This window comes from Sphaerisporangium perillae, assembly GCF_023276435.1.
GTDB classification, from domain to species: domain Bacteria; phylum Actinomycetota; class Actinomycetes; order Streptosporangiales; family Streptosporangiaceae; genus Sphaerisporangium; species Sphaerisporangium perillae.
The window spans coordinates 196811-214189 of record NZ_JALLPO010000004.1 but is presented as its reverse complement, the minus strand read 5'-3'; the positions used below and the strand labels follow the sequence as shown (position 1 = coordinate 214189).

15 protein-coding genes are annotated in these 17379 nt (G+C 70.5%); 11 read left to right on the top strand and 4 right to left on the bottom strand.

The features are described 5' to 3' along the window. Positions 1 to 486 precede the first annotated feature (486 nt). From MYF83_RS05815 to MYF83_RS05790, 6 genes are all read left to right on the top strand, one after another. Positions 487 to 1818, top strand: a complete 1332-nt coding sequence (locus MYF83_RS05815) for an ABC transporter substrate-binding protein (protein ID WP_248959125.1) — start codon at positions 487 to 489, stop codon at positions 1816 to 1818. Between the two features lie 348 nt (positions 1819 to 2166). Then, the gene (locus MYF83_RS05810; RefSeq protein WP_248959124.1) at positions 2167 to 3048 is read left to right on the top strand and encodes a carbohydrate ABC transporter permease; all 882 of its coding nucleotides are present in this window, start codon (positions 2167 to 2169) and stop codon (positions 3046 to 3048) included. Beyond that, on the top strand, positions 3045 to 3929 hold the full coding sequence (locus MYF83_RS05805) for a carbohydrate ABC transporter permease (protein WP_248959123.1): 885 nt from the start codon (positions 3045 to 3047) through the stop codon (positions 3927 to 3929). Before MYF83_RS05810 ends, MYF83_RS05805 begins: the two co-directional genes overlap by 4 nt. Continuing rightward, positions 3926 to 5359, top strand: coding sequence for a GH1 family beta-glucosidase (locus MYF83_RS05800; RefSeq protein ID WP_248959122.1), 1434 nt, complete (start codon positions 3926 to 3928; stop codon positions 5357 to 5359). The genes MYF83_RS05805 and MYF83_RS05800 overlap by 4 nt, the downstream gene beginning before the upstream one ends. 29 nt (positions 5360 to 5388) lie before the next feature. Continuing rightward, entirely contained in the window at positions 5389 to 6411 is a 1023-nt protein-coding gene (locus MYF83_RS05795) for a LacI family DNA-binding transcriptional regulator (protein ID WP_248959121.1), read from the top strand. Positions 6412 to 6493: 82 nt separating this feature from the next. Beyond that, positions 6494 to 7813, top strand: a complete 1320-nt coding sequence (locus MYF83_RS05790; protein ID WP_248959120.1) for a GH1 family beta-glucosidase — start codon at positions 6494 to 6496, stop codon at positions 7811 to 7813. A 69-nt stretch (positions 7814 to 7882) separates the two neighbouring features. On the opposite strand, the gene MYF83_RS05785 is transcribed toward MYF83_RS05790, so the two are convergent. Both MYF83_RS05785 and MYF83_RS05780 read right to left on the bottom strand, forming a co-directional pair. Further along, on the bottom strand, positions 7883 to 8731 hold the full coding sequence (locus tag MYF83_RS05785) for an SDR family oxidoreductase (RefSeq protein ID WP_248959119.1): 849 nt from the start codon (positions 8729 to 8731) through the stop codon (positions 7883 to 7885). Further along, positions 8728 to 9963, bottom strand: a complete 1236-nt coding sequence (locus MYF83_RS05780; RefSeq protein WP_248959118.1) for an acyl-CoA dehydrogenase family protein — start codon at positions 9961 to 9963, stop codon at positions 8728 to 8730. Before MYF83_RS05780 ends, MYF83_RS05785 begins: the two co-directional genes overlap by 4 nt. Positions 9964 to 10117: 154 nt before the next feature. Between MYF83_RS05780 and MYF83_RS05775 the strand changes: the two genes are divergently transcribed. Beyond that, positions 10118 to 10810, top strand: a complete 693-nt coding sequence (locus tag MYF83_RS05775) for a helix-turn-helix domain-containing protein (RefSeq protein ID WP_248959117.1) — start codon at positions 10118 to 10120, stop codon at positions 10808 to 10810. A gap of 73 nt (positions 10811 to 10883) precedes the next feature. Here the strand turns inward: MYF83_RS05775 and MYF83_RS05770 are convergent, their stop codons facing one another. Further along, positions 10884 to 11261 carry a cupin domain-containing protein gene (locus tag MYF83_RS05770; protein ID WP_248959184.1) on the bottom strand — a complete coding sequence of 126 codons (378 nt, stop codon included), beginning with the start codon at positions 11259 to 11261 and terminating at the stop codon, positions 10884 to 10886. 484 nt (positions 11262 to 11745) lie between these two features. On the opposite strand from MYF83_RS05770, the gene MYF83_RS05765 reads away from it, so the two are divergent. Together MYF83_RS05765 and MYF83_RS05760 are read left to right on the top strand one after the other, a co-directional pair. Next, positions 11746 to 12642 carry an aldose 1-epimerase family protein gene (locus MYF83_RS05765; RefSeq protein ID WP_248959116.1) on the top strand — a complete coding sequence of 299 codons (897 nt, stop codon included), beginning with the start codon at positions 11746 to 11748 and terminating at the stop codon, positions 12640 to 12642. A 104-nt stretch (positions 12643 to 12746) separates the two neighbouring features. Next, positions 12747 to 13748, top strand: a complete 1002-nt coding sequence (locus MYF83_RS05760) for a phosphotransferase family protein (RefSeq protein WP_248959115.1) — start codon at positions 12747 to 12749, stop codon at positions 13746 to 13748. Positions 13749 to 13892: 144 nt separating this feature from the next. Here MYF83_RS05760 and MYF83_RS05755 read toward each other — a convergent pair whose 3' ends face one another. Beyond that, positions 13893 to 14444, bottom strand: a complete 552-nt coding sequence (locus MYF83_RS05755; RefSeq protein WP_248959114.1) for a hypothetical protein — start codon at positions 14442 to 14444, stop codon at positions 13893 to 13895. Between the two features lie 205 nt (positions 14445 to 14649). Here MYF83_RS05755 and MYF83_RS05750 point away from each other — a divergent pair, with 205 nt between their 5' ends. Together MYF83_RS05750 and MYF83_RS05745 are read left to right on the top strand one after the other, a co-directional pair. Beyond that, a complete protein-coding gene (locus MYF83_RS05750) occupies positions 14650 to 15888 on the top strand; it encodes an FAD-dependent oxidoreductase (protein ID WP_248959113.1) in 1239 nt (412 codons plus the stop codon). A gap of 65 nt (positions 15889 to 15953) precedes the next feature. Next, positions 15954 to 17294 carry a class II 3-deoxy-7-phosphoheptulonate synthase gene (locus MYF83_RS05745; protein WP_248959112.1) on the top strand — a complete coding sequence of 447 codons (1341 nt, stop codon included), beginning with the start codon at positions 15954 to 15956 and terminating at the stop codon, positions 17292 to 17294. Positions 17295 to 17379 lie beyond the last annotated feature (85 nt).

The window sequence follows — 17379 nt, the reverse complement described above, 5'->3', positions numbered from 1 at the left end:
GCGCCCCCCGGCCCGTCCGCCCGGCCTCCCCACCCCCCCGCCGTTCGGCCACGCTCGTCTTCACCCCGGCACCGGACCGCACCCGGTGCCGGCCGGGCGGTCTCATGGCTTCCACGCTGCCCCGACCCGGGCTTCCGGCGCCTGACGATCTTGTATCGTCCGTGGCGCATGGATGATTTGCGCCCGACTGTGCCAGTAGCGATGGGAGCGCTCCCAATAGCGCCAATGGCCCTTATCGCGCTCATCGTCTGATTTCGGGCCGCTAATCGCCCCCGGAGTAACAGTTAGGTTTCGGCATATTGACGCCGGCGTTGCCCATCGGCGACTCTTCGTGGGAGCGCTCCCAAACTTCGCTCGCAGGCTCACCCCTGTGAGATCACGACTTGAGGGATCCAGCACATCGTGGGCCCGACTGTCGGGGCCGGCCCTCGATGCACCTCCCAAAGATCGGGCAACCACCGAGAGGGGTCCGGAATGATGAACAAAATGCGCCGCGGCAGAATGCTCGCGGTCGCATCGGTGATGACCGCCGCGCTCGGTATCACCACCGCGTGCTCGTCCAGCGACACCGGCGGCAACACCGGCGGCTCATCCTCGGCGCCCGCCGAGAAGATCACCCTCACGCTGCAGACCTTCGGGGGTGGCACCAACTTCGGCTACAAGGCCGCCGTTGAGAAGTGGAACACCGACCACCCCAACGTTCAGGTGAAGTACAACAACCTGACCGACAGCTTCGAGAACGTCTACTGGCCCCAGATGCTGCAGTGGCTCCAGTCGGGTACCGGCGCCGGTGACGTGGTCGGCATCGACGAGGGCGGCATGGGTCTGGCCAAGGCCCGTCCGCAGTTCTTCACCGACCTCGGCCAGTACGGCCTGCAGAGCCGTCAGGCCGACTTCCCCGCGTGGAAGTGGGAGAACGGCCTCAACTCCGAGGGCAAGCTGTTCGCCCTCGGCACCGACGTCGGCGGCATGAGCATCTGCTACCGCGCGGACCTGTTCAAGAAGGCGGGGCTGCCCTCCGACCGCGAAGAGGTCGCCAAGCTGTGGAGCGGCGGCTGGGAGGACTTCATCAAGACCGGCCAGAGTTTCCAGGCCAAGGTCAAGGACGCCAAGTTCGTCGACAGCATCAACACCATCTACAACGTGGTGCTGGCGCAGGAGGCCGCCAAGAACGGCAACGTCACCTACTTCGACAAGAGCCAGCAGCTCATCGTCGACAAGAACCCGGCCGTCAAGAACGCGTTCGACCTGGCCACCAAGATCAGCCAGACCGGCCTGACGGCCAAGCTGCAGAACTTCACCGACCCGTGGAACACCGGCTTCGTGAAGTCGCAGTTCGCCACCCTCGGCTGCCCGGGCTGGATGCTCGGCGTGGTGTCGGGCACGGCCGGTGACAAGTTCAAGGGCAAGTGGGACGTCGCGACAGTGCCGGGTGGGGGCGGCAACTGGGGCGGATCCTGGCTCGCGGTGCCCAAGCAGTCCAAGCACCCGAAGGAGGCCGCCGAGCTGGCCAGCTACCTGACCAGCCCCGAAGCCCAGCTGATGGCGTTCAAGGAGGGCGGCAACCTCCCGAGCACCATCCCCGCTCAGGACAACCCCGAGCTGCAGAGCGCGACCAACGAGTACTTCAACAATGCGCCCATCGGCAAGATCTTCGGGCCGTCCATCAAGTCGCTTCAGCCGATCTTCCTCGGTGAGAAGCACGCGCAGGTCAAGCGCGAGGTGGAGCAGGTGCTCAACGGCATGGAGCAGGGCTCGGTGCCCGTGGACCAGGCCTGGCAGAAGTTCGTCGAGGCGGGCCAGAAGGCGGCGGGCTGATCGTCCCCGGTGGTCACCGGCTCGCCGCGGCAACCACCCGGCGAGCCGGTGACCTGCCGTCGTGAGCGGCGCGGCGGTGGCGGGACCCGCCACCGCCCTCGCTCCCGCGCAGGTCCCCTTCCAGTCGTACCGATGCCGAGCTTGGTTCTCGCTTGGTAGCGGACACGTCTTCGACCGTTACCGACGAAAGAAGGAGAGAGGGGCTTCCTCCCCGTGGCCGCCGGCCGCGGGGCACGCCCTGGAAATCCGATGAGCGTCAACCTCCACACGCAGCGGGCGGATCCGGCGCCGCCGCCACCTAGATCGGGTCGCCGCCGTTCGCGACCCTTGCGCCGCTTCTGGTCGCAGATGGACCTCAAAGCGACCCCGTACTTCCTGATCTCCCCGTACTTCATCCTGTTCGCGATCTTCGGGCTCTTCCCCCTGGTGTTCACCCTGTGGGTCTCGCTCCAGGACTACGGGCTGGCCGGCGGCGACGCCTCCTTCACCGGCCTGGAGAACTACACCAAGCTGCTGGCGGACTCGGACTTCTGGAACGCGGTGATCAACACCGTCGGCATCTTCATCCTGGCCACGGTGCCACAACTCGTTCTCGCGCTCCTGCTCGCCAACGCGCTCAACAAGCGGCTGCGCGGGCGGCTGTTCTTCCGCCTGGGCGTCCTGGTGCCGCTGGTGACCTCGGTCGTCGCGGTCGCCATCGTGTTCACCCAGCTCTACGGCCGAGACTTCGGCCTGTTCAACTGGCTGCTCGGCTTCGTGGGCGTCGATCAGCACATCGACTGGCAGAGCGCCAAGTGGTCGTCCTGGACGGCGATCGCCACCATGGTCGACTGGCGGTGGACCGGCTACAACGCGATCATCTATCTCGCCGGCATGCAGACGATCCCCCGGGATCTCTACGAGGCGGCCTCGATCGACGGCGCGTCGCCCCGGCGCCAGTTCTGGCAGATCACCCTGCCGATGATCCGCCCGACGATCATCTTCACCGTCTTCGTCTCGACGATCGGCGGCCTGACGCTCTTCGCGGAGCCGGTCATGTTCGCCAGCAACCGGATGGACGGCGGCGCCACGGGCCAGTTCCAGACGATCGCGATGTACATCGTCGAGCAGGGCTTCCGGAACTTCGACTACGGATACGCCGCGGCGGCCGCGTGGCTGCTCTTCGTCCTGATCCTCATCGGCGTCGGGATCAACTACATGTTCGTCCGCCGGATTGGGGGCAGTAAGTGACCGCGATCACGCAGGTCAGGCCCGGGAGCAGGAGAAAGGGCCGCAACAAGCGGGATCCCTTCCGCGCCACGCCGCTCACCAAGATCGCCCTCGGCTTCACCGTCCTCCTGTCGATCTTCCCGATCTACTGGATGATCATCATCGCGTCGCGGACCAACTCCGAGGCCGTGGACGTGCCGCCGCCGCTGCTCCCGGGCGGGAACCTCGGCGAGAACATCCAGCGGGTGCTCAGCACCGAGGACGCGCACTTCATCACCGGTCTGGTGAACTCGCTGATCGTCACGTCCACCGTGACGGTCTCCGTCGTGCTCATCTCGACGTTCGCGGGCTTCGCCTTCGCCCGGCTCCACTTCCGCGGCCGCAACCTGCTGCTCGGCTCCATCCTCATCACGATGATGGTGCCCCTCCAGCAGATGGGCATCGTCCCGCTCTACCAGCTCATGGTGACCCTCGGCTGGACCGGGACGCTCAAGGCCGTCATCTTGCCCTACCTGCTCAACGGCTTCGGCGTCTTCATGATGACGCAGTACACCGATCAGGCGGTGCCGGAGGAACTGGTCGAGGCGGCGCGGGTGGACGGCGCGTCCACGATGCGCATCTGGTGGAACGTGATCCTGCCCGCCGTGCGGCCCGGCATGGCCGTCCTGGCGCTGCAGACCTTCATGCTGAACTGGAACGAGTTCATGTGGCCCCTGATCGTCCTCACCCCGGACAACCCCACGGTGCAGGTGTCGATCAGCTTCCTCACGGCGGCCCACACGACGGACTACGTCCTGATCTTCACCGGCACGGCACTCTCCGTACTCCCCCTCATTGTTGTTTTCGTCGCGTTCGGCCGGCAGATCGTCGGCGGACTCATGGAAGGTGCGGTCAAAGCGTGACCACGCAGGAGACTCAACCCGAGACCGGCGCCCCCGCCCTGGCGTTCCCCACCGGCTTCGTCTGGGGCGCCGCCACCTCGGCGTACCAGATCGAAGGAGCGACCGGCGCCGACGGGCGCGGGACCTCCATCTGGGACACGTTCGTCCGGCAGCCAGGACGGATCCTCAACGGCGAGAACGCCGATGTGGCCATCGACCACTACCGCCGCTACCGCGACGACGTGGCCGTCATGGCCGACCTCGGGCTCACCGCCTACCGCTTCTCGGTCTCCTGGCCGAGGATCCAGCCGGACGGGGCGGGCGAGGTCAACCAGGCGGGTCTCGACTTCTACCGGCGCCTGGTGGACGAGTTGCTCGCCAACGGCATCGAGCCCTGGCTCACCCTCTACCACTGGGATCTGCCGCAGGCCCTCGAGGACCTCGGGGGCTGGCCCGTACGCGACACGTCGAAGCGCTTCGCCGACTTCGCGGCCTGCGTCCACCAGGCGCTGGGCGACCGCGTCACCAACTGGAGCACCGTCAACGAGCCCTGGTGCGCCGCGTTCCTCGGCTACTCCTCCGGCGAGCACGCGCCGGGACGGCGCGAGCCGGCCGCCTCCATCAGGGCCGCCCACCACCTCAACCTCGCCCACGGCCTCGCCGTCCAGGCGCTGCGCGCCCAGGGCGCCGGAGCCCAGATCGGCGGGTCGGTCAACCTGTACGCGATCAGCCCGGCCACCGACGACGCGGCCGACCTGGACGCCGCCCGGCGCATCGACGGCCTGCAGAACCGGTTCTTCCTCGACGCCCTGCTGAAGGGCGCCTACCCCGAGGACGTGCTGGAGGACCTGAGCCAGGTCACCGAGATCGACTTCATCCGGGACGGCGACCTGGAGACGATCTCCGCGCCGTTCGACACGCTGATGGTCAACTACTACAGCCGCTTCACCGTGTCGGGGAAGCCCGGCGGGGCCGCCTCCGCCGCCGCCGCGCCGACCGGCGCCGGGTCGCCGTGGCCCGGCAGCGAGCACGTGTCCTTCGTGAACGGTGGGCGCCCGGTCACCGCGATGGGCTGGGAGATCGACGATCTCGGCCTGTACGAGGTGCTCCAGCGGGTCGCCCGCGACTACCCGAGCATCCCGCTGGTCATCTCGGAGAACGGCGCGGCGTTCGAGGACGTCCTCGTCGACGGGACCGTGGATGACCAGGAGCGCCTGGCCTACATCGAGGCGCACCTGCGCACCTGCCACGCGGCCATCGACGCGGGCATCCCCCTCAAGGGATATTTCGCCTGGTCCTTGATGGACAATTTCGAGTGGGCGTGGGGTTACGGCAAGCGGTTCGGGCTCGTGCACGTCGACTACGAGACCCAGCGCAGAACCCCCAAGGCGAGCGCCTTCTGGTATGCCGACGCGATCCGCAGAGGCGGTCTTCGCGGTCCGGCAGAATAAGAAGGCCTAACGTCAGGAGGGGCACTTTGATGAACGGGGACCGCCGCTCGGGAGCGCGACCGACCCTCGAGGCCGTCGCCGCTCGCGCCGGGGTCGGCCGCGGCACGGTATCGCGCGTCATCAACGGTTCGCCGAAGGTGAGCGAGAAGGCACGCGAAGCGGTGCGACAGGCGATCGACGAGCTCGGCTACGTGCCGAACCGGGCGGCGCGCACCCTGGTCACCAGGCGCACCGACACGATAGCGCTGGTCGTGTCGGAGTCGGAGCAGCGCATCTTCGACGAGCCGTTCTTCGCGGGCATCATCCGCGGCATCGGCTCGTCGCTGTCGGAGACCGGGCTGCAGCTCATCTTGACGATGGCGCAGTCACGCGACGAGCACGAGCGCCTGGAGCTCTACCTCACCGGCCAGCACGTCGACGGGGTCCTGCTGATCTCGCTGCACGGCGCCGACCCGCTTCCCGGCCGGCTGGAGGAGATGGGCGTGCCCACCGTCCTCGGTGGCCGTCCCGTCGGGTTCACGCCGTTCAGCTACGTCGACATGGACAACCGGGCCGGCGCCCGGCAGGCGGTCAAGTATCTCCTCGGCAAGGCAAGACGCCAGATCGCCACCATCGCCGGCCCGCAGGACATGGGCGTGGGCGTCGACCGTCTGGCCGGCTACCGCGACGCCCTGCTGGCCACGGGCATGCCCGAGATCGTCGCCTACGGCAGCGACTTCAGCGAGGCCAGCGGCGTCACCGCGATGGAGCGACTGCTCCAGCAGCATCCGACGCTGGACGCGGTGTTCACCGCCTCCGACCCCCTGGCCTTCGGCGCGATGCGGGTGCTCAAGGACCACGGCAAGATCATCCCCGATGACGTGGCCGTGGTCGGCTTCGACGATTCCCCGATCGCCGCGCACACCATGCCGCCGCTGACGAGCGTCCACCAGCCGACCGAGGACATGGGGCGGCAGATGGCGCAACTCCTGGTCGCCCGCATCAACGGCGAGCGCCTGGAGCAGCCCGTCGTCATATTGGACACGCACCTGGTCGAGCGCGGCTCGGCCTGAGGTTCGCCGTCGCGGCCCGGGTCCCGGTACGGCCGGTGCCCGGGCCGCCGCATGCACCCCCACTCCCCCGAAGGAGAACACCGTGCCTGACCAGCGTTTCCCCGACGAGTTCGTCTGGGGTGCGGCGACCTCCGCCTACCAGATCGAGGGCGCCACCGAGGAGGACGGGCGAGGGGTGTCCGTCTGGGACACCTTCGCCGCGATCCCCGGCAACGTGAAGAACGGCGACACCGGGGCCGTGGCCGCCGACCACTATCACCGGCCGGCCGAGGACCTCGACCTGATGGCGTCGCTCGGCCTGCGCGGCTACCGCTTCTCCATCGCCTGGCCGCGGATCCAGCCGGAGGGCGCCGGCAAGCCCGACCAGCGGGGGCTGGACTTCTACCGCCGCCTGGTGGACGGGCTCAAGGAGCGCGGCATCCACCCGATGGCCACGCTTTTCCACTGGGACCTCCCCCAGGCCCTGCAGGACACGGGCGGCTGGGAGAACAGGGACACCGCCGAGCGGTTCGCCGAGTACGCCGAGATCGTGTTCGACGCCCTGGACGTCCGCGACTGGCTCACCATCAACGAGCCCAAGACCGTCGTCGACTGCGGGTACCGCTGGGGCATCCACGCGCCCGGTGGGAAGGACGACGGGCGGGCGTTCGTGGCGCTGCACCACCTGCTGCTCGCCCACGGGCGCGCCTCGCGCGTCCTGCACGACCGGCACCCGGGCCGGCGCATCGGGCCCGCCCTCAACCTGCACCCGACCTACGCCGCCGACGCCTCCCCCGAGGCCGAGAAGGCCGTCTGGCACCAGGACGGGCTGGAGAACCGGCTCTACCTGGACCCGATCTTCACCGGCGCCTACCCCGAGGACACGCTGGCGTGGATCGCCGAGCGCAGCCCCATGCCCGATCACATCCGCGACGGCGACCTGGCGGCGATCAGCGAGCGCGTCGACGTGCTGGGCGTGCAGTACTACACCCCGCAATTCCTGGACGGGGAGGGCAAGCGGGTGCTCAAGCACCCGACCGCGCAGCTCGACTGGCTGGAGATCTACCCCCGGGGCCTGTACGACACGCTGACCCGGCTGAAGTACGACTACCCGGCGGTGCCGATCGTGATCACCGAGAACGGCGTGCCGGCCCCCGACGCGGTCGGCCCGGACGGGCACGTGGCCGACGCCGGGCGCATCGCCTTCCTGCGCGACCATCTCGCCGCCGTGCGCGACGCGCTGGAGGAGGGCGTCCCCGTGGAGGGTTACTACGTCTGGTCGCTGCTGGACAACTTCGAGTGGGCCGAGGGGTACGGCGCCCGCTTCGGTATCGTCCACGTCGACTACGCCACCCAGCGCAGGACGCCGAAGGACAGCGCCCTGTGGTACCGCGACGTCATCGCCACCGGCCGCCTCGGCTGACGCCTGGGCCGCCGTGCCGCCGCCACCGGCGGCCTCACCGGTGACGGACCGGAGGTCTCAGTGGCCGCCTCAGGCCCGCGGACCGGGCGCGTTGCGGAACTCGAACGGCCGGCTCTCCCGCCCGGGGATCACGAACCAGCACTCTCCTGTGCCCTCGCTGTCGAGCAGCCGCATGAAGGCGTCGACGACGGCCGAGACCGGAAGGATGGGGAACCCCACCTCCTCGAGCACCGCCCGGCCCTCGCCCAGGATCGCCGTGTCGGCGAACGACGGGCAGAGCGCCCGCACCTTGATGCCGTCGGGCTCGAGGCCCGGACCGAGCGAGCGGACGAGCCCCACGACCGCGTGCTTGTTGGCGGCGTAGATCGGGTCGGCGGGGATCCCGACGATGCCGGCCATGCTGGAGGTCGCCACGATCGTGCCTCCTCCGGCGGCCTTCAGCGCCGGGATCGCGGCGCGCACGCCGAACACGACGCCGTCGAGGTTGACGCCCATCGCCAGGCGGTAGCGCTCGAGGTCGAAGTCCTCGCCGAGCCCGCAGCCGGAGGCGATGCCCGCGTTGAGCATGGCCAGGTCGAGCCGCCCGTACCGCTCGACGGCGACGGCCACCGCCCGCTCGCTGTCGGCCGGGCTGGTCACGTCGCAGTGCACGGAAGTCCCGCCGATCTCGCCGGCGACCTCCTTGGCGGCCGCGTCGGCGACGTCGGCGACGACGACCTTGGCCCCGCCCTCGGCGAGGCGCCGGGCCACGGCGGCGCCGATGCCGTGGCCGCCCCCGGTGACCAGGGCGACCTTGCCTTCCAGCCGGTCGCCGCGCACCACGTTGGCGGCCACGGCCGCCCGCGTCGTCGCCCGGGCGCCGCCGAGCAGGCCGGCCCCCTCGCCGGAGAACCCGTGCCTGGTACGTTCCTCGCTCAAAGCGGCAGCCCTCCAGTGGCGGCGTTGGTGGAGCCGGTGGCCCTGTATGCGGCGATCGTACGCTCGGCGATGCGCATCTGATGGATCTCGTCGGCGCCGTCGGCGAAACGCGCCCAGCGGGCGTGCTGGAACATGTTGGCGAGCGGCGTGTCGGTCGAGTACCCGAGGGCGCCGTGCACCTGGATCGACCTGTCAATGATCCGGTTGAGGCTGTTGGCCACGAAGTGCTTGGCCATGGAGACCTCCGTGCGGAAGTCCTCGCCCTTGTCGATCTTGGAAGCGGCGTGCAGCACCATCAGCTTGCACTGGTAGAGCTCCATGGCCGAGTCGGCGATGAGCCACTGGACGCCCTGCTTGTCGGCCAGCAGCGATCCATGGCTGTACCGGTTGAGCGCCCGGTCGACCATCATGTCGAGCGCCGTCTCCGCCTGGGAGATCCAGCGCATGCAGTGCGCCAGGCGGGCGGGGCCGAGGCGGTACTGGCCGAGGCGGTGGCCGTTGCCGCGCCCGCCGAGGATCTGGCCGTCGGGCACGCGCAGGTCGGTGATGACGATCTCGCTGTGGCCGGTGGAGCCGTGCATCGTCTCCACCTCGCGGACGTCGTTCCAGCCTTCCTGCGGCAGGTCGACGAGGAACGCGGTGTTGGCGCCGCGGGATCCCTCCGGCACGTCCGTCTCGGTCCTGGCGATGAGGATCGCGAAGCTCGCGCGGCGGGCGTTGGAGATGAACCACTTGTGACCGTTGATCACCCACTCGTCCCCGTCCTTGACGGCGTGCGTGCGGATGAGCGTGGGGTCGGAGCCGGCGACCTCCGGCTCGGTCATCGCGAAGCAGGACATCTTGCGGCCTTCGAGCAGCGGCCTGAGGTACTTGTCCTTCTGCTCCTCGTCGGCCCAGTGCAGCAGCGTGTGCATGTTGCCCTCGTCGGGCGCCGCGCAGTTGAGGATCCAGGGGCCGAGCCGGGTCTTGGCGGCCTCCGACTGCACCATGGCGAGCTCGACGTGGCCGAGGCCCATGCCGCCCCACTCCTTGGGCATGTGCGGCAGCCACAGCCCTTCCTCGCGCGCCTTCTCCCGCAGGTCGAAGATGACCCGCAGGTACTCGTCGCGCGTCGTGACGGTCGTCTCGTCGTCGAAGCCCTTGACCGCCGGGACCACGGTGTTCCTGATGAAGTCCCGCACACGCCGGCGGATCTCCTCGTGCTCGGGGGCGAGCGTGAAGTCGATGGCCATCGGACCCTCCTCGTCGGCGGCTTGCCCCACCCTCGCCGCCGGGACGGGCGGGCCCGCGGGCCTTCCCGTTTCAAAGCGGGTGCTCGAGGATTTCAGGCAGGTGCCTGATTACGATATAGATGGTGGTGTCCACCGGCAAGGTCAGGATCCGCATATGCCCCCAAATCCCGGCGTCACCAGCGCGCGGCTCGTGGCCGCCGCCGAGCGCCTGTTCGCGGAACGGGGCATCGAAGGGGTGTCCCTGCGCGAGATCAACGCCGCCGCCGGCCAGCGCAACACGACGGCCCTGCAGTACCACTTCGGCGACCGGTCGGGGCTGCTGCGCGCGGTGCTCGCCAAGCACCAGCCGGAGATCGAGGCCCGCCGCCACCAGCTGCTCGACGAGTACGAGTCCCGCGGCGAGCTGCCCCCCGCCGAGGCCCGGCGCGCCCTCGCGGCGGCGCTCGTACGGCCGATGGCGGCGAAGCTCGCCGACGCCGACGGCGGCCGGGCCTTCCTGCGGATCATGGAGCAGCTGGTCCACCGCGCCGACCTGTCGGCGCTCCGCGCCAGGCAGGCCGACCCCGGCTTCAGCATCGACCGCTGGCGCGAACTCGTCGCCCCGCTGCTCCCCGGCGTCGCCGTCCGCCGCCTGCACCAGCGGTTCATGGCGATCAGGGTCACCTACGTGGAGCTGGCCCGCCGCGCCGGCGAGCCGGAGCGCGGCGACGACCGGCTCTTCACCAGCCACCTGATCGACGTCGTGTCGGCCGTGCTGGCCACCGAGGTGTCGGCCGAGACCGCCCGCCTGCTCGGCGAGCGCGACGGGGCCGGGGTCAATGAGAGCCCGTCACGTCGGCGTGGGTGAGGCGCTTGCGGAACACCCAGTAGGACCACGCCGTCGCCGGCGGAGATCGCGGGGCGGCTCTCCCGCGGGTCTCCTATGGGGCCGTCTCCGCCCCGACCGCGTAGCCGGGGATGGAGGGCCAACGGACGGTGAGGACCACCGAGTCCTCCTCGGCGCGCCAGGAGTGGTCGACGCCGTGGCCCCAGACCACGTAGTCGCCCTGCTCGGCCAGCAGCACGGTGCGCCCTGGGAGCTCCACCCGGAACCTCCCGCTGATCAGGATGAGCAGCGCGGTGCGCTTCTCGCCCCTGACCCATTCGGCACGCTCGTCGCCCCGCGGGTGCACGCCCCACTTGATCTCGACCTCGTCGCTGTGGCGCACGTCGCCGAACGGCTTGAAGTGCCCGAGCAGCCAGCCCTTGTCACCGGCCGCGTCCACGCCGGCCCGTCCGACATACACGTTGTCCGTCACGAGGCGTGACGCTAGCAGGCGGGCCTCGAACGGCTCCCCGGTGCCGCCGTCGCGCGTGCGGGGGCGGGGCAAGTGAGGTCGTCGGAGGTCTCCACAGCGGGCGGATTCGCCGGTAATCTGACCTCGTTCGGACCAGGATCTGACAGCGGGCGTTGACAACGCGCGCGGGCCGATCCGCACGCCGGGGGCTCGTGGTGAAGGAGCGGGACGGACGCTGTGCCGGGAACCAGTACGGGCTGCCCGCTGATAGGCTGACCTGCGGTTTCATCCGCCGGGACCGGCCGACGCCGTAGCCCGCCAGGCGTGACCATATTTACCGAATTAGTTGACTCTGTGCCCCGAAGCCCCTGCCTTTAGGGCGCTATGGGAGCGCTCCCACACCCTTGGCCAGATTTTGATCACCGGCGGGCGACCGGGATGATGGAGGCGTGCCCCTGGTGCCGCCCGGATTCTTGCGTTCGCGCGTCGATGAGAGGATTCCCCCGTGCCTCAGTACGTTCTTCGCGGTGGCGGCTATCACGCCGAGGTGACCCAGATGGGCGCGGCCCTCCGGGTCCTCAGGCACGGCGACCGCGACCTCGTGGCGAGCTGGCCCGAAGAGGGGCCCGTCCCCCACTACAGCGGCACCCTCCTCGCCCCCTGGCCCAACCGCCTCGCCCGCGGGCGCTACACCTTCCAGGGCGACCGGTTCGAGGTGCCGATCAACGAGCCCGAGCGCGGTCACGCGCTGCACGGCCTGGTGGCCTTCGCGGGCTGGGAGCTCGTCGAGCTGCTCACGGTGGAGGACGACCACGGCTTCGCGCGGCTGGCGCACACGATCGAGCCGTCGCCCGGCTACCCGTTCCGCCTGGCCCTCCAGGTGCGCTACGCCCTCGGCGCAGGCGGTCTGGCGACGACGCTCACCGCCGAGAACATCGGCGACCGGCCGGCCCCGTACGGCTGCGGCCCGCACCCCTGGCTGATCGCCGACGGCGGCCCGGAGGAGGGCTGGGAGCTCGACCTGCCCGCCGCCCGCGTGCTGCGCACCGACGAGGTGCTCATCCCCACCACGCTGGAGCCGGTCGACGGCACGCCGTACGACTTCAGGGATCCCCGCCCGCTCGGCGCCACCGCCATCGACGAGGCGTTCACCGGGCTCGCCACGGGCCCGGACGGCCTCGCCCGCGTGCGGTTGCGCGGCCCGCAAGGCGGCATCCAGATCGCCTGGGACGCCGCGACGATGCCGTGGGTCCAGGTCTGCACCGGCACCGGGTTCGGCCACCGCGGCATCGCCGTCGAGCCGATGACCTGCCCGCCGGACGCCTTCAACACCGGGACCGACCTCGTCGTCCTGGATCCGGGCGGCAAGCACGAGGTCACCTGGACCATCTCCGTCCTCTGACCGCCTTCCCGGCCGTCGCACCACCGCCTTCCGTCCCCCGCACGACCGCCTTTCCCGACCCGACCGAGCCGTGACCGGCTCGACGAGCCGAAGTGATGTGACCGATGGAGAGCAGGACCAAGCGCCGGCTGTCGGCCGCCCAGCTGGACGCGCTGATCCGTGGAGCACTGGGAACCGGGGTCCGGTCCACCGAGGAGCTCACCGACGGCTTCGCCAACGCCGTGTGGCTGATCACCCTGGAGGACGACCGGCGGGTCGTCCTGAAGGTCGCCCCGCCGCCCGATCTGCCGATGCTGCGCTACGAGCGCGAACTGCTGCGCACCGAGGCGGTGGTGTACCACCTGGCCACCCCCACCGGGATCCCGCTCCCCCGGCTGCTGCACTCGGGCTTCGACGACCCGGAGCTCGGCGGCGACTACCTGGTGCTCTCGGCGCTCGACGGGGTCCCCTGGAACCAGGCCGAGGCCTCCCTGGCCGCCGCCGACCAGCGGGCGCTGCGGTACCAGCTCGGCGGCCACCTGGCCACGCTGCACACCATCCCCGGCCAGGGGGTCTACGGCTACCCCTACGCCCAGCTCACCGGGCAGACCTGGCGTGACGCCTTCGTCGTGATGATGGGCGCCCTCATGGACGACGCCGTGCGGTACGGCACCTCGCTGCCCTGCTCGCTCGTGGAGATCGCGGGCGCGGTCCACTCCAGCGTCCACGTGCTGGACGAGATCACGGCGCCATCGCTGGTCCACTTCGACATCTGGCCCGGCAACGTCTTCCTCTCGATGCCGCCCGGCGGGGCGCCCGCCATCCAGGGGCTGATCGACCATGAGCGGGCCTTCTGGGGCGATCCGCTGGCCGACTTCATCACTCCCACGATCTTCAGGGAGCTCACGGACGACGATCCGATCCTGGCGGGCTACCGGGAGGCGGGCGGGAAGCTCGACCTGACCCCGGGGGCCCGCATGCGCGAGGCGCTGTACCGGGCCTACCTGAACCTCATCCTGCTGGTGGAGGAGGGCCCGCGGCAGTACCCGCCGGAGGACTTCGCCCGCATCCGGGAGTCGGCGACCGCGAACCTGATGAGCAATCTGGCCTTCCTCAGGGACCGCTGACGCACCGGCGCCCGGCGGCGCGAGCGCGGGTGCCTGACACAGCGGTGGACCACCGGCCTGGACAGGCGGCGGCGGACCGGCAGGACCGCCCAGGGACCGGGTCCCCGGACGGCCGGCCGCTCCTCGATGGTGTCCACCGGCATGTCAGGCACCCGCGTCGCGGTTCGCCCGGTTGCCCGCGACGAGCCGGTCCTCCGGGTACGGCTCGGCCGACGCGCGCACCGGCTGCGTACCGGCCTCGCCGCGCTGGTCGGCCGGGTCCGCGACACGGTCGGTGCGGTTCTCCGTCCGGTCGTCGACGCCGTCGCCGTCACGGTCGGGCACTGTCGCGTGCCGTCCCGGGGGCGTGGTCCCGGCGGCGGTGACCGGGGCGGTGGAGTTCTCCGGCTCCAGCTTGCGCTCGAGCCGGCGCTTCTCCTCCTCGAGCTTCGCGACGCGGTCGCGCGTCTCGATCCGGGCCTCGCGCAGCTTCCTGCGCTTGGCGCCGGAGCGGCGCATCCCGGCCGTCAGCACGATCAGGCCGATCAGGAAGACCGCGGCGGTGGCCGCCCCGGCGAGGAAGAGCTCCAGCTTGCTCATCTGGAAGGTCCGGTCCAGCACCGTGACCGACGCCGCGATGCCGCCGGTCTCGTCGTTCGCCACCGCGACCAGGGCCGCGCCGGCGAGCACGATCAACAGCAGGCCCAGCACAATCATGTGACCTCAACTCCAAGTCGCCTCGGTGTCGCCCCTTGGGGGGCGCTACCCGACTGCCCAGAGGTCGCGCGGTTATTCCTCCCGGGTGCCCACCACGGACCTCGCGAAGCCCGCCGGCCACGGGGATTCCGCTTGGGCGCGGACTTCGCGGGGAGGTCTTCAAGGCGGGGGCGAGGTGTGCGATGATTTCAACGGGTGATGAAAAATGCGGACCACATGCGTGATCGCCGGAGGAGGCCCCGCCGGGGCCATGCTGGCCTTGCTCCTCGCCCGCGCCGGGGTGGAGGTGACGCTTCTGGAGAAGCACGCCGACTTCCTGCGCGACTTCCGCGGGGACACGATCCATCCCTCGACCCTGGAGATCCTCGACGAGCTGGGGCTCTCCGCCGAGTTCCACGGGCTGACCCACCGCAAGACCGACAGGCTGGTGGTGTGGACCGACGAGCGCCTCGTCGAGGTCGCGTCCCTGCGGGGCCTCAAGAGCAGGTTCCCCTACATCGCGTTCGTACCGCAATGGGACTTCCTCAACCTGGTCACCTTGGCGGCCCGGCGCTACCCGACCTTCCGGCTCGTCATGGAGGCCGAGGTCGTCGGCCTCCTCCGGGAGAACGGCGCGGTGCGCGGCGTCCGCTACCGGGACGCCGAGGGCGAGCACGAGTTGCGCGCGACCCTCACCGTCGGCGCCGACGGCCGGCACTCCGACGTGCGCCGCGCCGCGGGGCTGGTCCCCGTCGAGCACGGCGCCCCCATGGACGTGGTCTGGTTCCGGCTGCCGCGCGAGAAGACCGACATCGACGACACCTTCCTGCGCGTGTCCGCCGGCCGGCTGATGGTCGCGATCAACCGCGAGACCTACTGGCAGCTCGCGTATCTGATCCCCAAGGGACGGTTCCAGGAGCTGCGGGCCCAGGGCGTCGAGGCGCTGCGCGCGTCGGTCGGCACGCTGCTGCCCTTCCTGGCCGGCCGGGCCGAGGCGCTGGAAAGCCTGTCCGAGGTCAGCGTCCTGCAGGTCGCGGTGAACCGTCTGCGCCGCTGGCACCGGCCCGGGCTGCTGCTGATCGGCGACGCCGCGCACGCGATGTCACCGGTCTTCGGCGTCGGCATCAACCTGGCCGTCCAGGACGCGGTCGCCGCCGCCAACCTGCTCGCCGGGCCGCTGCGCGCCGGGACCGTCCCCGAGGCGCTGCTGCGCAGGCTACAGCGCCGCCGGATGGCGCCCACCGTGATCACCCAGCTCGCCCAGCGCCTGGTACAGGCCCGGCTCATCCGCCCGGCGCTCCAGGGCTCGGCCCGGCCGCTGCGGCTCCCCCGCGACCCGTCCCGCCTGCCGGTCATCGGCGCCTTCGCGCGCCGCTTCATCGGCCTCGGGGTCCTGCCCGAGCACGTCCGCTCGCCGGAGGCCGCCGCGCGCCGCGCCGGCCACCCCGATCGACCTCGATCCTGACAAGGCTTTCTCACCTTCTGGACACGAACTCCGTCGCACGGGCGAAGGTGCAATAGCCTTTTAGCGTGAGCGCCGAACCGATCAACCTGGATTCCTGGCGGGAACTGCCCGCCGCGCAGCAGCCCGAGTGGCCCGACCCCTCCGCTCTGGAGCAGGTGGTCACCGAGCTGCAGGCCCTGCCACCGCTGGTGTTCGCCGGCGAGTGCGACGACCTGAAGGACCGGCTCGCCGCCGTGGCACGCGGCGAGGCCTTCGTCCTGCAGGGCGGCGACTGCGCCGAGACCTTCGCCGGCGCGACGGCCGACAACGTCCGGAACAAGCTCAAGACGTTGCTGCAGATGGCCATCGTGCTCACCTACGCCGGCCGTGTCCCGGTGGTCAAGATCGGCCGCGTGGCCGGGCAGTTCGCCAAGCCGCGCTCCAAGAACACCGAGGCCAGGGGCGGCATCGAGCTTCCGGCCTACCGCGGCGACATGGTCAACGGCTTCGACTTCACCCCCGAGGCCCGCACCCCCGACCCCGCGCGGCTCCTGCGCGCCTACCACTCCTCCGCGGTGACGCTCAACCTCGCCCGCGCGTTCACCAAGGGCGGGTACGCCGACCTGCGCCAGGTCCACGCCTGGAACCAGGACTTCGTGGCCGAGTCCCCCGCGGGCCGCCGCTACGAGCAGCTCGCGCGCGAGATCGACCAGGCGCTCGCGTTCATGCACGCTTGCCGCGCCGATCCCGAGGAGTTCCACACCGTCGAGTTCTACTCCTCGCACGAGGCGCTGATCCTCGACTACGACCGGGCCCTCACCCGCGTCGACTCGCGCACCGGCCTGCCGTACGACGTGTCGGCCCACATGGTCTGGATCGGCGAGCGCACTCGCCAGCTCGACGGGGCCCACGTGGAGTTCTTCAGCCGCATCCGCAACCCGATCGGGGTCAAGCTCGGGCCGTCCACCAGCCCGGAGGACGCCCTCGCGCTCATCGACAAGCTCAATCCCGCGAACGAGCCCGGCAGGCTCACCTTCATCACCCGCATGGGCGCCACCAAGGTCCGCGACGCGCTGCCCACGCTGGTGGAGAAGATCCACGCGAGCGGCGCGCAGGTCGCCTGGATCTGCGACCCGATGCACGGCAACACCTTCGAGGCGCCGAGCGGGCACAAGACCCGCAGGCTCGACGACGTGCTCGACGAGGTGAGGGGCTTCTTCGAGGTGCACCACGCGCTCGGCACCCACCCGGGCGGCATCCACATCGAGTTCACCGGCGACGACGTCACCGAATGCGTCGGCGGCGGCCACCCGATCGTGGAGGAGGATCTGGCGCTGCGCTACGAGACCGCCTGCGACCCGCGCCTCAACCGCAGCCAGTCCCTCGACCTGGCCTTCCAGCTCGCGGAGCTCTACCGCAAGAGCTGAGCCCCGGCATGTAAAGAGCCGGTTGCGCCGCCCCCCCGGGCGGGGGCACCCCGGCGCGGGGGGTCCTGCGGGGGGTCTGGGGGGG

Bases quoted from the DNA above. Each gene is read 5' to 3' on its own strand.
- MYF83_RS05815 (WP_248959125.1), top strand. From the start codon at position 487: ATGCGCCGCGGCAGAATGCTCGCGGTCGCATCGGTGATGACCGCCGCG.
- MYF83_RS05795 (WP_248959121.1), top strand. From the start codon at position 5,389: ATGAACGGGGACCGCCGCTCGGGAGCGCGACCGACCCTCGAGGCCGTC.
- MYF83_RS05780 (WP_248959118.1), bottom strand. From the start codon at position 9,963: ATGGCCATCGACTTCACGCTCGCCCCCGAGCACGAGGAGATCCGCCGG.
- MYF83_RS05760 (WP_248959115.1), top strand. From the start codon at position 12,747: ATGGAGAGCAGGACCAAGCGCCGGCTGTCGGCCGCCCAGCTGGACGCG.
- MYF83_RS05750 (WP_248959113.1), top strand. From the start codon at position 14,650: ATGCGGACCACATGCGTGATCGCCGGAGGAGGCCCCGCCGGGGCCATG.
- MYF83_RS05755 (WP_248959114.1), bottom strand. From the start codon at position 14,444: ATGATTGTGCTGGGCCTGCTGTTGATCGTGCTCGCCGGCGCGGCCCTG.
- MYF83_RS05775 (WP_248959117.1), top strand. From the start codon at position 10,118: ATGCCCCCAAATCCCGGCGTCACCAGCGCGCGGCTCGTGGCCGCCGCC.
- MYF83_RS05810 (WP_248959124.1), top strand. From the start codon at position 2,167: ATGGACCTCAAAGCGACCCCGTACTTCCTGATCTCCCCGTACTTCATC.